The organism is Psychrobacillus sp. FSL K6-1415, from assembly GCF_038003185.1.
Classification (GTDB): domain Bacteria; phylum Bacillota; class Bacilli; order Bacillales_A; family Planococcaceae; genus Psychrobacillus; species Psychrobacillus psychrodurans.
The window spans coordinates 795465-811772 of record NZ_JBBOOQ010000001.1 but is presented as its reverse complement, the minus strand read 5'-3'; the positions used below and the strand labels follow the sequence as shown (position 1 = coordinate 811772).

Sequence of the window (16308 nt, the reverse complement as noted above, 5' to 3'; positions counted from 1 at the left end):
TCACCTATTTCTTAATACATCATCATATATTTCATTATATTCTTTCAAGACATTTTCTATTCTATAAGGTTGTACTGTACTATATGCGGTTAGACCCATCTTCTTTCGCAACTTCTTATTATTCAGCAAAGAAACAAAAGAATCTACAAGTAGCTCATCCTTCTCATGAGGTATTATAAATCCACTCTTATTACTAATGATCAAGTCCCTTAATCCACGAGTATCTGAAACTATACATGGAATACTTGCAGCCATCGCTTCCATAATGCTTTTTGGAAGACCTTCACGATGAGACAACAAGCTTACAATATCAGTAATCCCTAAAAGTTCAGCTACATCATTGCGGAAACCTAGCATGTGTATATCTTTCAAACTATGTTCTTGAATATACTTTTCAATTTCTGTTCTAAGTTCACCATCACCAATAAGTAATAAACTTGCACACGGACTTCGCTCTTTGATTATCTTCCAATTTCGTAATAGGAATATATGATTCTTATTTTGATTAATCTCTGCAATATAAGAGATTACAGTTGCTTCTTCAGAAATTCCTAATTTAAGTTTAAGTACCTTCTTATCTTCTTCATTACTTCGATTTTCTATTGGATCAACTCCAACACCATGTACATAGTGCACAGAGTTTTCACTAAATCCCATTTTTAATGCACGTTTATAATCTTCTTCATTTATTGTTATTAGATGATCTGTCCAAAGAGCTGCCAGTCGCTCCAACGGATAGTAGGTGAGCCAATTTAATAATGGGGCTCCTTTATAAAAGTGGAAACCATGAGCTGTGTAAATCACTTTTCCACTCGTTGAACGACGAAAAGCCATCCTAGTCAATAATGCTGCAACAGGAGTATGAACATGAACTAAATTAAACGACTCTTGCTGAAATAATGACTTCAAATTTCTGTACGCTTCTAAATTATCCTTACTAAATGGACCTCTAGTAAATGGAACGTCAATACAAATAAAACCCATATTCAATAAATCGTTTTTTCTTAACTCATCACTTGCCGCTGCTGCATAAACTTCGTATCCCATGCGTTGTAAATATTTCATATACGGAATATGAAAAGCTGTTAAATGTCGATAAACAGAGGCAATAAATAATACTTTCATTCAATTGTCTCCTTCATTTTTAATGACTTTCTCTGAACTAATTGTTCACCATAGACTTTTGCAAAAACGATAAATAAAGGTACCCATCCAACCATTCTTAACCTAGCAGCAGTTCCGATATTATCATTAAAAATTCCAATAAGCATAAACCATATAATACTATTGATAATTAAAAAATATGCAAATTTCGACAATTTCTTTCTCAATTTAAAAATCTTATATACAATAAAAAGAAATAAAATTGACTCTGTAAAAAACAATAAAACAGTACTAATTCCCGTAAATTGCCATGGAAAAGGACCTAGTGAATTACTAATAACACTATAGATATAATTGAGATAGAATAACCCGACATTTGATTGATCAAGTGATATATACATTTGGCTTCCACCAGCATATATTTCTAAACCATTTTCTCTATATGCAAATACATCCTCTAAAGATAAATTTACTACAGGAAATCTATACGACTTGAGGAATGAATATACTATTGAAAATCCCGCAAAAGTGAATAAAAATAATATCTTAATTCTTTTCTTACTAGGTTTTTTACTGATAAATAAAAGATAGAGAATCAATGCTGCTAAATAACTAAGTAGAGCATATTTACGATATCCCATAAGCATCCATAAAGAAAAACATAATAATACCAAATTAATCATTTTAAAATATAAGTTATTTATTTTCAATATATTTAAAGTCAAGTATATAGAAAACATATAGTAAAATACAATCCAAGAATCTCTAATTATTGAGAGATTTGAATTTAATAAGAAGCTTGGATAAAATGCCAACATAACAATAAGTATTTTATAAACTATAAAACTTCTTTCCTTTTTATGTATTATTGATATTATTCTTAGACATACGAGTAGTGTTAATAAGCTCCCTAGTAAATTAAATATTTTTAGTATGAAGACTTCCTCTGTATGAAACATTTTCAAAATTAACCCTTGTACTTTTGGATGGATACTAGTTAGTATAGCTGGAAGATCATTAGCTACATTGATTGCTTCTTGATAATAGAATTCTCCATCATCTCCACCACCAAAAACAGGCAAACCTAGACCACTATACCCTGCAAAAATACTTATATAATAGATTAGAGTAGAAGCAAAAAAGTAAGTCAATGCATAAAGTATTATGTAAAGCATATATTTATTTTTATTTTTATTCATTTTTATATCCTTTGGATATTCCAATTAAAATATTCTCCCTTGTAGACAAAGTTAATATTCCTTAAAGACTTGTATATAATTCAATATATTTTTTTGCCGTATTTTCTATTTTATATTTAGAAATATTTTTTTTCGAGTTTTGAATTAAATCTTCTCTTAAACCTTGAATCTCTACCAAGTCAACTATAACCTTTGCCAGTTGCTTGGAGTTTCCCTTTTCAAATAGTATACCCGCATTTCCCACGACATCTCTTAAGCCGTCTACATCAGAAGCTATTACTGGTAATCCACTTGCCATTGCCTCCACCGTAACTAAACCAAAACCTTCCCAATGAGAAGAAAGTAAAAAAATGTCACAACTTTTCATAATTCTAGCAACATCAGGACGTCTACCTAAAAAGTGAACATTATTATTATTATCTTTATTAAGTCCTGCATATTCCTTTACTTTCTCAAACCTTTCTCCATCACCGACGAAAACAACATGGTAATTATCCGGCAGTAATTGTACTGCTTTTATAACTGTTTCATGGTCTTTTTGATTTCTAAATGCTGCGACCATTAAGACAACTATATCACCTTCTGTTATATTCTTGATTAATTGGCCACGTGGCAGAGGTTGTGCTTCAATATAATTGTCCATATTAATACCATTTTCAATTACTATAGTTCTTGCAGAAGTCGACGGAAGATATTTATTAAGATGATCTTTGGTAGACTTTGTAATAGCTATTATTCCGTTGTACTTCGAATACATCCAATAATCGAGTATTTTCATAATTTTTATATCTCGTCTACGATTATAAGTATTATGTTCGGTAGTTACTATTTTCGTATACTTGTTATTAATTGTTTTTGTTATTGCAACGTACAATTGTGGACCATATAAATGACTATGTACTATATCAAAATTTTTAAGTAATAATGTTTTAATAACCTTTATATGAGATGGATGATAGAATTTATCTGTTTTCCCAAAATGAACCGGAATTCCCATATCTAATATTTTTTCACTATAAAAATCTTTCTCTTTAGTAAGGACTAGCACTTCTGATTTTACTCCATATTTATTCATTTCTTCAAGTATATCAACTAGCATCTTTTCAGCTCCCCCACTTCTTAATGTAGGGATAATATGTAGCACTTTCAAAAGCTCACCTCTTTTATGAATTCAGTATTATTCGGCAAGGTATATTTCTGTTAACTTCGCAACTAAGTTTTCCATGCTAAACTTTGAGTCTATCAATATATTATCTCTACCTTCTCTTGAAGGGATGTGAAGACTATTCATAATTCTTTCTGCCCAAGCATTCGCACTATTATTTAAAGATTCCATATTGATATTATCTGTTATCATTACTTCAGAAGAAATTGAATCAGACATCAAACATGGCAATCCAGATGCTTGCGCCTCAATCAACGTTATTGGAAACCCCTCAAAATAAGATGGGAAAATAAAAAAATCCATAGCTTGCATCAAATCAGATATATCTTCTCTAGCACCTAACATGATTACCGAATCATATAACCCATATTTAATAACTTTTTCTCTGATATCATTCTCAAGTTCTCCAGCACCGATTAATAATAGAACAACATCTTTTCTTGTTTTATAGATTTCCAAATAGATATCCAATAAAAATAAATGATTTTTAGGGAAAGAAAGTCTACCTACATGACCAAATACAAATTTATTTTCGATATTTAAATTAACTCTAATCGTTTTTCTGATTTTATGATTGAATTTGAATTTTTCTACATTTATTGCATTTGGTATTAATTCATACTTTTTTATATTTGAACCATACATATACACTGCTGCTTCAGTAGAGCATGCTATTAAATAATCAGATTTCCGTATAACTCTTCTTCTGTTAAAAAAATGAAATAATTTAATTCGAAAATTTGACCCCTGCCATGCAGAGTGGCTGTGTATAATTATATCTCTATTATAATTTTTTGTTGCAGCTATTATTGGAGTAATATAACTGCAAGTATTTAAATGAAAATGAATTTTTTTGTATTCTGGATGTTCTTTAAAAAAGTTATTGATTTCAATATAGTTTTTTAATAAATTTTTTTTTCTAGGAATCATTTTATAAATTTTACCACCCAATGATAAAATTTCTTTTTCAAAAACTATATTTTCTTCAAAAGTAATAAAATCAAATTGAATTGTACTACGATCAATATTTCTATATACATTCATAATAAATGTTTCTATGCCACCTAATGTAGACGACATTCCATAATGTAATACTCTTGTTATAGTCATCTTATACCTCTACTTTTTTTGAAACCAGTATGCCCTCTTTTTAGTAATTTCTTGTATAATTCATTAACGCCTATAATTAATCTAGGTGCTATTTTCATAAAAATAAAAATATCTAATAAATGAATTTTTGGGGTTTTCTTTACTATTTTTTCACGGTATTCCTTGTAATACGAACTCTTATTAAAATAAAAATAGCAAGTAGCCGATATATAGATATTGTCTAATCCTTTATCAATATCTATCTTGTACTTTTCACCAAAATCTTCGAGAATTTGAACTTGACTATCTATCATTTTTTTAAATTTCTTTTCACCACTACTAAGTGAATTTGGAGAAAGTCGATAAAAAACTAATGCTTTATTTAAGTAAGCAACTTTATGTCTCTTAGCAATTTCTAACCATGTCGGATAATCCTCTATATAATACTTTTTATTGTACCCACCAATTCCAATAAGAATTTCTCTTTTAACAATAGCAGTGGGAGCTGGTATGAAATTTCCCTTATCAATTAAATCCTGTAAAAGGCTAAATTCAGATGAACAGTTTCTTCTATCGTCATTGATATATTTTTTATCTAGAATATTATTCCCTGCATAAATATTACTATAAACCATTGCATACTCTGAATTACTTTCTAAAAAGATTGTTTTTTCCTCAATATTTGTTGGAAACATAATATCATCTGAAGCAAACAGACACATATATTTTCCATTTGCCAAATTTAATCCTTCATTACAATTATATATTAATCCTTTGTTCTCTTTACGTGCCAAATATCTTAATAAAAATCTTTCTTTTAATTTTGGTAGCCATTTTTCTATTATTACAATCGATTGATCCGTTGAAGCATCGTCAATTAAAACAAGCTCAATATTCTTATAAGTTTGATTTATTATTGACTCAAAGTATTCATCTAGATACTTTTCATGATTATAAACAGGAGTAAGTATTGTTACTAATGGTTCAGTCATTTTTTAATTCACTCCTTTTGAATAATGTGCTTTTAAATAGCCATATCATTATTATCAAATAAGCAAGGTAATTTAATGCATATGCTTGGGTTACACCTATTAAACCATTATTCTTAGTCAATATAATAGTAATGATGTAAAAACTTATAGAACAAATGATTTCTGTAATAATATATGTCTTCGTCATTGCCTTAGCAATCATTAAAAAAGCCAATGACCAACTTGTCATTTTCAAAAAATCACCTATAAGCTGAAAAGCAAAAAGTGACCTCATTTCTATAAATTCTGGTGTAAATAATATAGTTATGATGAAATCGCGAAGAAAATAAATCATCAATGCAGTAATGAGAGTAAACGGTAAAATAATCTTATAACCAGAAAATATTTCTTTTCTTATTTCGCTTGATTCTTGTAACTCAGACAACTTAGGCAAATAATAAGTTGAAAAAGCAGTTGTCATCACCATTAAATACATAGTAGAAATCATCCACACTGACTGCCAACGCCCTGCCTCTTCTAAAGAGAACTCTTTAATTAAATGGTTTCTAATAGCGATTTGACTTATTGATACGGATAGTACTGAAACAATAGCCATGAGGGAAAATGCGAGTAGTTTTTTAAATATTTCTTTTTCAATATGAATATTCATATTAAATTGTAAATCAAGCTTTTTCTTTACTAAAGGTAGAGTAATCACTATCACTATTGATTGAACTATAATCATAGATAACAAAGCTCCAAAAAGCCCAGTGAAAATTGTCAAAAATGATGTAACAAATAATGACAATATAGAGCTACATATGTTAATTGCAATAAAAAGTTTAATCTTTTTAATACCATTAATAATTGAAAGTAATATTATGTTAAAGCTAATTAAAATCAGCGTGATTCCTAATAGCTTGAATACTTTGCTAAATTCCACCGTCTTTAATATCCATTCCGATAAAAACGAACTTCCAAGAAATAAAAGTACACCACATATAACAGAGAAAATAAAAGTTATAATAAATGATGCACTAATAAAATCATTTCTTCTTTTAATATCTGTTTCATGGAACTCTGCTACATACTTTGTTACACCTGAACTAATAGCCCCATTACCGAAAGTAGTTATAATGCTCAAAAAGTTTTGAAACTGCCCTATTAATGCAATCCCTGCTGGACCTATATACACAGCCACTACTTTATTAACGATTAAGCCAGACAATAACTTTATTACTGTAGATAAGCCGGATAAAAGACTTGTTTTAAAAAAGTTCATTTTTGTCCATCCTATCTAAAGTTATTTAACACTCGAATAATTTCAGCTGTTTCTTCATTTGTTTGTACTGGCGATATTGGAAGACTAAGTATTTCTTGGTGAATTTGTTCAGAAATCGGAAAGCACTCTTGCTTCATTTCTTTATATGCCTCTTGTTTATGCGGAGGGATAGGGTAATGTATAACCGTATGTATACCATTGTCTAATAAATATGATTGCAAACGATCTCTTTCCTTTGTACGTATTACAAATACATGCCAAACTGTTTGCTCAGTATTAATCGGATTATGTGGAAGAATGATAGTTGAATTAATGATTTCTTCAAGGTACTTTTTAGCAATAATTCTTCTCCTCATATTATCTACATCTAAATATTGCAATTTAACAAGGAGTAATGCTGCTTGCATTTCATCTAGACGATGATTGTAGCCTTTATATAAATTTTCATATTTTTTATGTGAACCATAGTTACGTAATGCAATTAATTTTCCTGCCAATTTATCATCATTAGTAGTAATAGCTCCCCCATCACCTAGTGCTCCAAGGTTCTTTCCAGGGTAAAAACTAAAGCCAGCAGCATCCCCTAAGTCCCCTGTTCTTTTACCATTATAAATAGCTCCATGTGCTTGAGCTGCATCTTCAATTACCTTTAACTGATGTTTTTTAGCGATTTCTAAAATTGGATTCATCTCAGCTACAAGACCATATAAATGTACAACCAAAATAGCTTTTGTTGATGAGGTAATTTTTGAATCTATTAAACTATGATCTATATTATAAGTCTCTAGATTTGGTTCCACTAAAATTGGAGTAGCTCCAACTTCAGAAATAGCTAAAATCGAAGCAATATATGTATTGGACGGAACAATAACTTCATCCCCTGGTCCGATTTCATATGCTCTCAAGATTAACTTTAATGCATCTAAGCCATTACTTACTCCGATACAATGGCGTACACCACAATAAGCAGCAAAATTTTGTTCAAAAGTCGTTACTTCCTCACCATTAATATACCAACCGCTATCAATTACTCTTGAAGTGGCTTCTTTTAACTCTTGAACATATTGTGCATTAATTTTCTTTAAATTTAAGAAAGGTATCATTTCTCATATACTCCTAATAATATTTTATACTTTCACATAATTCACTTTTTTTTGATTTGGAGATATTTTCACTTTATTAATTTTAACTTTAAACGGAATTTCATAATACTTGTAGATTAAATGACTTGCTATTAAAGAAGTAAGTAATGTAAATAATATAAATACACTTGGATCACTGTTTATTATTGGTAAATGAGTAGCATATCTTAAAACTAATTGATGAATCATATAGAATGAAAAACTAATTTCACCTAAATATATCAATCTATCATTTGACAATAACTTTGAAATATATCCCTTTTGAAAAGCAAATACACAAATTATTAATATCATTATAGGTTGATAATATCCCCAGAACCTCAAAGTTTGGTGCACATTTTCATGAAAATAAAATGCTAGTATAAATAGTAGAATAGCCGTTACTTCCATAATAGTCATGAAATGGAAAGAATTGATTATAAGTAAACCTGTTTGCTTAACTCTTATAAACAATAAGGCAATAATTATACCTATAATAAAATCTAATATTCTAAAGGTAGGTAAAATGTAGAATAACCAGTGAGACAACTCACTATCTCTCATATACCACACAAGAATTAATCCACTTACATACACAAAACAAATAAATAATAACAACCACATTTTTTTACTTATCTTTATTTTCTTCATCACAAAATATATAAGGAATGGGAACAATACATAAAAAAACATTTCAACTGAAATACTCCAAGCAGGTCCATTAAATGAAAAATAGACACTTGGAACTGGAATAAAACTCTGCAACATTGATAGATTAATTATTCCAACACCCAAATAATTTAATGGTTCTTTGAGTATTCCACCAATAGACAAAGGAATTGCTATTACAAATGTAAGTAAATAAACTGGATATATCCTTGCGATACGCGCTTTATAAAAAACTTTTATTTTTTCTATATTAATTTCATTAAATTTTTCATAATAGTTATACGTCAGTATAAAACCTGAAAGAATAAAGAAAAATGTTACTCCTAAATATCCCTCGTAAAAAAATTTTTCAAAGATCCACTCAGTTTCATTGAAATTACTCAAATAAGCTAAGTGGGATACAAATACTGCTAATGCAGCAAAAAAACGAAAAGATGTTAATGGCTTGATCAAAAATATACACCCATTCTACTCAGTTTTATATAAATTCTATCTTATCTTTAAAGTTTTTATTACACAATTGACATATATATTGTGAGTTTAATTTATTTCCACATTCACACACATATCCTCGAAATACCGCCGGATTCCCATACCATAGTGTATACGGTGGAACATCTTTTGTAACAACTGATCCTGCGCCAATCATTGCATACTCTCCTATAATATTACCTGCGACTATTGTTGAATTTGCACCAATAGATGCATAATTATTAATAATTGTTTGAGCAAATTTCTCAGGATACCTTTTTGATCTAGGGTTTAAATCATTCGTAAATACAACGCTGGGACCAATAAATACATTGTTCCCAATTCGTACTCCATCCCATATATGAACACCCGATTTCACTGTCACATTGTTTCCCAACACGACATCATTCTCTATTAGTGTGTGATCATTAATGTTGCAGTTTTCTCCAATCTCAGCACCTGGGAAGACATGCGTATATGCCCAAATCTTTGTGTTTTCTCCAATATTATTCGTTTCTACTAATGATTTTTCATGACTAAAATAATTATTTGAAATAGATTTTCCTTTTATGGAAGTTCGAAAGTCATCGAAATTTCTTATGTAATCTTCTTCCTTATAAATATCACTCGCTAGAACCATTAAAATGCAATCCTCACTAAAATTATGCATTTCATGCCAAACCATTTTATCAACTAGAATTCCCTGATCCGGTTCATTCAATATATGCTCTGATTTCACATGACCATCATCTAAAATCACTTTACAAGAACCACTTACACATACCAATACTTGTTGAAGTTCTAGATGGGCATGAAACCCTCTCGGTAACTTTGGATCAACATTGTAAATATAGTAAACTCTCTTAATATTAAACGGTATATTCTTAATAGCTTCTAAAGATATGAGTGAGCCTCTCTCATCACCTATCACTTGAAATTTCATATTAGAATTCTCCATACTCACACATCCTTCTTCGAATACTTTTCAATATACCATTCTATTGTTTTCACAATTCCTGTATCAAATGTTTCTTCTGCTCTCCACCCTAATTCACTTTCAAGTTTATGCGCATTTATTGCATACCTAAAATCATGACCGTGTCTATCTTCTACAAATTGAATTTGCCCTTTATAGCTTGTAGATTTTGGTATTCTCTTATCTAAATACTCACAAATTGTATGAGCAATTTCTAAATTTGTTAGCTCATTTTTGCCGCCTACTAAATAAGTGTCTCCTAATTTTCCATGATGAAATACAAGATCAATTGCTTTACAATGATCTTCTACATATAACCAGTCGCGAATATTAACTCCTGAACCGTAAATAGGAAGTATATCCCCTTTAATCGCATTGCGTATTAAAGTAGGAATCAGCTTTTCATCATGCTGTTTTGGTCCATAATTATTGGAACAGTTTGTTGTAACTACATTTAGTCCATATGTATGAAAATAGCTCCTCACAATCATATCTGAGGAAGCTTTACTTGCACTATATGGACTATTTGGAGCATATGGGGTATTTTCTGTAAAGAAACCTTTTGTTCCCAAAGTACCATATACTTCATCTGTTGAAATATGCATAAACCTTGAATCAAGATACTCATCTTTGTATAGAAAAGGAGCTACTTGCCAATGAGTTCTTGCAGCTTCGAGTAAATTTAAAGTGCCTAGCACATTCGTTTCTGCAAACAAAGAAGGATTTTTTATAGAATTATCTACATGAGATTCTGCAGCAAAATGAACAACATGATGTATATCATACTGCTCAAACAATTGAGTAACCATTTTATTATCTCTAATATCGCCTTGTATAAATTTATAGTTCTCTTTGGTAGTAACTTCATTTAAATTTGAAAGATTCCCTGCATAAGTTAATACATCTAAATTTAAAATAAAATAATCTTTATATTTACTTACGAAATAAGGAACGAAATTGGATCCGATAAAACCTGCTCCCCCAGTAACTAATACTGTTTTCATGATTTATAACACTCCATCCATATCCTGTGAAAATCGTTTGGGTTCATTCGCAATGTCTATTAAGTACTGACCATAGTTAGATTTTATTAAAGGTTTAGCTAGTGCTATTAGTTGACTTTTATTAATATAGCCCATTCTATAAGCTATTTCTTCAATACAAGCAACTTTAAAACCTTGTCTTTTTTCTATTGTCTCTATAAATAGTGATGCTTCCAATAATGAGTCGTGAGTACCAGTGTCTAACCAGGCGAAACCTCTCCCTAGTAATTCTACTTTTAATTCTTTTCTTTTTAAATACTCTTTATTGATATCTGTTATTTCTAACTCTCCACGCTCTGACGGTTTTATCTTTTTTGCAATTTCTACCACTTCATTATCATAAAAATATAAACCAGTTACAGCAAAATCTGATTTTGGCACTGTTGGCTTTTCTTCAATTGACTTTGCATTGAAGTTATTGTCAAACTCAACAACTCCAAATCGTTCAGGATCCTTTACTCGATATCCAAAAACAGTAGCCCCTTTTGAACTTTTCGCCACTTTTTGAAGAATAGGAGTGAAACCTTGTCCAAAAAATATATTATCACCTAATATGAGCGCGACACTGTCTTTCCCTATAAAGTCTTCTCCAATTAGAAAAGCTTGAGCAAGTCCCTCTGGCTTTTCTTGTACTCGATAGCAAAGAGAAATCCCTAGCTCACTACCATCTCCTAAGAGCTGTTCAAACATGGGAATATCAGCAGGAGTTGAAATAATAAGAATTTCCTTTATTCCTGATAGCATTAATACTGAAAGTGGATAGTAAATCATCGGTTTATCAAAAATAGGAAGTAACTGTTTAGAAACCGACCTGGTAAGTGGATATAGCCTTGTCCCACTTCCCCCTGCTAAAATAATTCCTTTCAATAATAACACCTCTTTATCAATTAAACACCCTGTTCTAAACAGTTGTCATATTTTTTTTATTTACGATACTTTCTTTATTGGCAATTTTGATAAGTGTGTGTTTCAAGTTATCTTCAGTCATTTCCAAAAGGCACTCAAGTATCTTATTCATTTCTTCTTTGTTAATTGGTGTTGCTTTTCCAATATGAATTTTAGGGAAAACATGACTGCTTTGTATTTCATTTTCATTTAAGAGCTCTTCATATAGTTTTTCACCAGGTCTAATACCGGTAAATTCGATTTTTATCTCATCTTCAGTATACCCTGATAAACGTATGATATCTTTTGCTAAATCTACAATTTTAACTGGTTCACCCATATCAAGCACGAATATTCTTCCATTATTCGCAAGTGTACCTGCTTGAATAACAAGTCGTGATGCTTCCGGAATTGTCATGAAGTAACGGGTCATCTCAGGATCTGTTACCGTTACAGGTCCCCCCTGCGCAATTTGCTTTTTAAATAAGGGGATAACTGAACCGCGGGAACCAAGTACATTTCCAAAACGGACAGCTGCAAACTTTGTTTTACTTTCTTTTGCTAAATTCTGTACAACCATTTCTGCAAATCGTTTTGTCGCTCCCATAACATTTGGAGGATTTACTGCTTTATCCGTTGAAATCATGACAAAATAACCTACACCAAAGGTGTCTGCAGCTTCTGCTACATTTTTAGTTCCAAAAATGTTATTCTTCACAGCTTCAATTGGATTGTATTCCATCAACGGCACATGTTTATGAGCGGCAGCGTGGTAAATAACATCTGGTCTACATTCAGAAACAATATCAAATATTCTATTTCTGTCTTGTATATCTGCTATGAGTGGTATTATTTCTGTTTCCAATGGCATATTTTCACGAAGTTCCATATCTATTTGGTAAATAGAATTTTCACCATGTCCTAATAAATAAATCTTCCTCGGTTTAAATTTTAAAACTTGACGACAGATTTCTGATCCAATAGAGCCTCCTGCACCAGTTACTAATATAATCTTCCCAGTTAATTTATCTGATATAGAATTCATATCTAGCTCTACTTCTTCACGACCAAGTAAATCTTCTATTTTCACTTCGCGCATTTCATTTACAGACAACTTACCAGTCATGACAGCCTCTATACTTGGCATGATTTTAACTTTTGCATTGGTTTTAGAGCACTGCTCAAAAATCGATTGAATTTCACTTTTTTTTAATGAGGGTATCGCAATTATAATATGATCAATAGCATTTATTTCGACAACTTTAGGAATATCTTTAATCATACCTTGAACCGTTATACCTAATATTTTTAATTTCAATTTTTTTATATCATCATCTACAAATGCAACAGGTATTAAATTTGAGTTTATAGATTGTCTCATTTGCTTGGCCAAAATTGTACCAGCTTGTCCAGCACCTACAATTAGAGCCCTATGTTTATGAATTTGTCCATGTTGCATTTTTTGTTCATTTAATACACGTAAAGTAAAACGAGAGCCTCCAATTGCAATAATATGTATCATCCAAGTTACTGCCATAACGCGAAAAAATATTTCGCTATGAACTATATATTGAATAATACTAGCAGCACCAATAGATATTGTCACTGAATAGACAATTGTCAATAATTCGTTAACTGAGGCCACACTCCATATTCGATCATATAAATGAAAAAAGTAAGCGGCTACGTGATGCGATACTAATAATGTCACAGCGCTTAGTATTAAAGTTGGTATCGCATAAAATTGACCTCCTGGATTCATAATTAAAAAACCCAGGAATATAGAAGTCACTACTATAAAGGAATCTAATATAAAAAACGCAAATAATCTTAGGCGATATCCCAAGATAACACCTTCTTCCTACCCCTTTCACCTATTTTGAAGGAGCTGATTGTATCCAGTAATTTCTAAAGAAAACCAAAGCAAGACCAACTAACAAACCTATTACAAATCCTATTGTAATATTTAAAAAAGGACTTGGACTGCTAGATTTCGTTGGTAAAGATGGTTTGTTTATTGTTTTAATAAAAGACTTCGGATTAAACTGTTCTGCATTCGAAAGAAAGTTTTGTAAATCAGTATAAGATAAAGCATATTCTTCGGATTTACTTTTTATATTTGACTGTAAATTCATTAGTTGTGTTTGTAATTCTCCATCAATCTTTCCAAACTCCTGTTCTTGTTCACCTGTTAAAGTAAACATAGTTTCTTCTGGTAGTAAGGTTTGCATTATAAGTATCGGAGATAGGTTATTAGTTTGAATTATAGAATTGTATGACTCTATTAAATTTTGTAGTTCTTTTTCTACCTTAGTACTTTCTTCTTTGTAATAATTAGACTGTTGAATTAATTCTGTTTTCAATTCATTAGACATTTTTTCAATTGTAGTTTCTAAATGTTTTGATAGGTGTGTTTGTGCATCGGATGGATTATTAGCTTTATAGCTAATATCAAGAAGAGTACCATCAGGTCTAATTATCGTATTTAATTTTTCTACATTTATGTGATTGTTTGTATCAGCGGAATAACTTAATCTTTCTACTAAAATAACCGGATTAAATTCGCCAGAAATATATTGAATAACTTTCTCATTCACATCAACGTTGGAGTTATTTGTCATTTGAATAGTCGCGTTTGACTCATACGTTTTGTCGATTACAAAAAAACTTATTATCGAAGCTATCAACACCATAACTATAACTGAAAGTGCAATAATTTTTTTTCCAGCCCAAACAGTTTCCAGCACTTCTCTTAAACTAATCACTTCATCGTTCATGTTGACCCCTCTTCTTGTTCATTTTGATTGTTTGCGTATAATACTGCACCAATAATCAATGGTGCTACTGTCAATCCAATAACTGAATCGTTAAACAATGCTTGTATTAAAAATGCACCAAACCCCATAGAAAGAGCGATATAGTAAGGATTTATTTCACGTAATCTAAATAATCCTTTTATTATATTTATTGAAAGTATTATTAAAATTCCCACAAATCCAATGAATCCTAGTATTCCCGTTCCCCATAGAATTCCTAAATAAAAGCTATGTGGCTTGTCAACTAATATCCAATCCCAATATAATTGACTACGTTTTTCTAACTCATTTTGCGGAAAATGAAATAATACAGTGTCTAATCCATATCCCGTTAACGGTTTGTCCTTCATTAGTTCTAACATTGTTCCCCAAATATACAAACGACCTGATCCAGCACCGGTTGCTTGTTCTGGTAACTCTGGTAAAGAAAACACTTTATCGGATGCATATGCTTTACTATCTAACAAATTTAAATTGAGTGCAGCTGATTTGCTTTCAAAAGGATTGTATTTGACAAACGTTCCAATCGATTCATTCCAAATCCCACTATTCTTTTGTGCCAAAATAGTAAGTACTCCAGAAGCTAATACAAAAAAGATTGCAAAGGTAATCAATCCTTTTTTCCAGTTATCTTTTAAAAACAATAATACAAGCATAAATATACTCATTACCACAAAGGCTAAAAAACCACTGGTAGAAATTGATACTAATAATGTGGCGAATGCTGCAAGCGCAGTTAGTATATTTATAATTCGAAGTTTATTACTCTTTTCAAAGATCGCTATAGCTAGAAAAATCATAATCGTTATTCCTGATATACCACTCATATAATTCCATTGATTAAGTGTTCCTGTTAATATAGATCCTTCATTAAAAGGCTGTTTAGAGCTATCAAATATTGTTAGTACCGATTGGAAAACTTTGTTTGTTAAAATATTCTTCCCGTAAAAAGTTAATAAAGAAATGATTAAGTTAATCCAAACAAAAGGATATAATGCCACTAAAATTGTTTTCAATATATTTTTAGGATATTGTATATTTATTGCAACTAACATTAATAGTGAAAAACAAATATACGTTATAGCACCATCATGCCGATTGTATACCCCCCAAAGTGCTATATGTTTATACTCTGCAAAGATTGTGGAGAGTATAATAGCAACCATGAATAAATATATTGTAGGTGTTAATTTCGACTTATTGATTTCGTAATTTAAAAAAAGTAATTTATATAAAAAAGGTACTGTAGTTCCAAGTGTTATAACAATTAAAACCACAAATTTAAAATATGTAAATATATCAGACTGATAGGCTGTTCCATCTACTCCAGTACTCGAAATTATTGGACTAACAAATACCTCTGTTTTTATCCCAATAAGTAAGGGTATTACCACTATAGCAAATATCAATAGTCTATATATAAATCTATCTATTCTTTCAATGGATTGCCTGTCTTCTTTAATATCTCTCTCTACTCTTACCCTATTCATGTTTAATTGAGCCATTATTGTTCCTCA

The 16308-nt window shown here is 30.6% G+C and carries 14 protein-coding genes; all 14 read right to left on the bottom strand.

Annotated features, from left to right (window positions below; genetic code table 11):
- From MKY60_RS03940 to MKY60_RS03875, 14 genes are read right to left on the bottom strand one after another with little or no spacing between them, the layout of a single operon-like run.
- The gene (locus MKY60_RS03940) at positions 1 to 1125 is read right to left on the bottom strand and encodes a glycosyltransferase family 4 protein (RefSeq protein WP_340928674.1); all 1125 of its coding nucleotides are present in this window, start codon (positions 1123 to 1125) and stop codon (positions 1 to 3) included.
- Positions 1122 to 2327 (bottom strand): hypothetical protein, encoded by a 1206-nt coding sequence (locus MKY60_RS03935; RefSeq protein ID WP_340928672.1) that lies wholly within the window; start codon positions 2325 to 2327, stop codon positions 1122 to 1124. The genes MKY60_RS03940 and MKY60_RS03935 overlap by 4 nt, the downstream gene beginning before the upstream one ends.
- A 37-nt stretch (positions 2328 to 2364) precedes the next feature.
- Positions 2365 to 3447: a glycosyltransferase family 4 protein gene (locus tag MKY60_RS03930; protein WP_340931065.1), complete on the bottom strand. Its 1083-nt coding sequence runs from the start codon at positions 3445 to 3447 to the stop codon at positions 2365 to 2367.
- A gap of 33 nt (positions 3448 to 3480) precedes the next feature.
- Entirely contained in the window at positions 3481 to 4578 is a 1098-nt protein-coding gene (locus tag MKY60_RS03925) for a glycosyltransferase family 1 protein (RefSeq protein WP_340928670.1), read from the bottom strand.
- Entirely contained in the window at positions 4575 to 5549 is a 975-nt protein-coding gene (locus MKY60_RS03920; RefSeq protein ID WP_340928668.1) for a glycosyltransferase family 2 protein, read from the bottom strand. Before MKY60_RS03920 ends, MKY60_RS03925 begins: the two co-directional genes overlap by 4 nt.
- Positions 5542 to 6810, bottom strand: coding sequence for an O-antigen translocase (locus MKY60_RS03915; RefSeq protein ID WP_340928666.1), 1269 nt, complete (start codon positions 6808 to 6810; stop codon positions 5542 to 5544). Before MKY60_RS03915 ends, MKY60_RS03920 begins: the two co-directional genes overlap by 8 nt.
- A gap of 11 nt (positions 6811 to 6821) precedes the next feature.
- Positions 6822 to 7913, bottom strand: a complete 1092-nt coding sequence (locus MKY60_RS03910; protein ID WP_340928664.1) for a DegT/DnrJ/EryC1/StrS family aminotransferase — start codon at positions 7911 to 7913, stop codon at positions 6822 to 6824.
- A gap of 24 nt (positions 7914 to 7937) precedes the next feature.
- Positions 7938 to 9053 carry an acyltransferase family protein gene (locus MKY60_RS03905; RefSeq protein WP_340928662.1) on the bottom strand — a complete coding sequence of 372 codons (1116 nt, stop codon included), beginning with the start codon at positions 9051 to 9053 and terminating at the stop codon, positions 7938 to 7940.
- Positions 9054 to 9078: 25 nt separating this feature from the next.
- The gene (locus tag MKY60_RS03900) at positions 9079 to 10029 is read right to left on the bottom strand and encodes a WxcM-like domain-containing protein (protein ID WP_340928660.1); all 951 of its coding nucleotides are present in this window, start codon (positions 10027 to 10029) and stop codon (positions 9079 to 9081) included.
- Positions 10030 to 10031: 2 nt separating this feature from the next.
- Positions 10032 to 11051 carry a dTDP-glucose 4,6-dehydratase gene (gene rfbB, locus MKY60_RS03895; protein ID WP_340928658.1) on the bottom strand — a complete coding sequence of 340 codons (1020 nt, stop codon included), beginning with the start codon at positions 11049 to 11051 and terminating at the stop codon, positions 10032 to 10034.
- Between the two features lie 3 nt (positions 11052 to 11054).
- Complete coding sequence (gene rfbA, locus MKY60_RS03890) at positions 11055 to 11957, bottom strand: glucose-1-phosphate thymidylyltransferase RfbA (RefSeq protein ID WP_340928656.1); 903 nt, start codon at positions 11955 to 11957, stop codon at positions 11055 to 11057.
- Between the two features lie 34 nt (positions 11958 to 11991).
- Positions 11992 to 13821, bottom strand: coding sequence for a polysaccharide biosynthesis protein (locus MKY60_RS03885; RefSeq protein ID WP_445677978.1), 1830 nt, complete (start codon positions 13819 to 13821; stop codon positions 11992 to 11994).
- A gap of 28 nt (positions 13822 to 13849) precedes the next feature.
- A complete protein-coding gene (locus MKY60_RS03880; protein WP_340928653.1) occupies positions 13850 to 14752 on the bottom strand; it encodes a Wzz/FepE/Etk N-terminal domain-containing protein in 903 nt (300 codons plus the stop codon).
- Positions 14749 to 16296: an O-antigen ligase family protein gene (locus MKY60_RS03875; RefSeq protein ID WP_340928651.1), complete on the bottom strand. Its 1548-nt coding sequence runs from the start codon at positions 16294 to 16296 to the stop codon at positions 14749 to 14751. Before MKY60_RS03875 ends, MKY60_RS03880 begins: the two co-directional genes overlap by 4 nt.
- Positions 16297 to 16308: the final 12 nt, after the last annotated feature.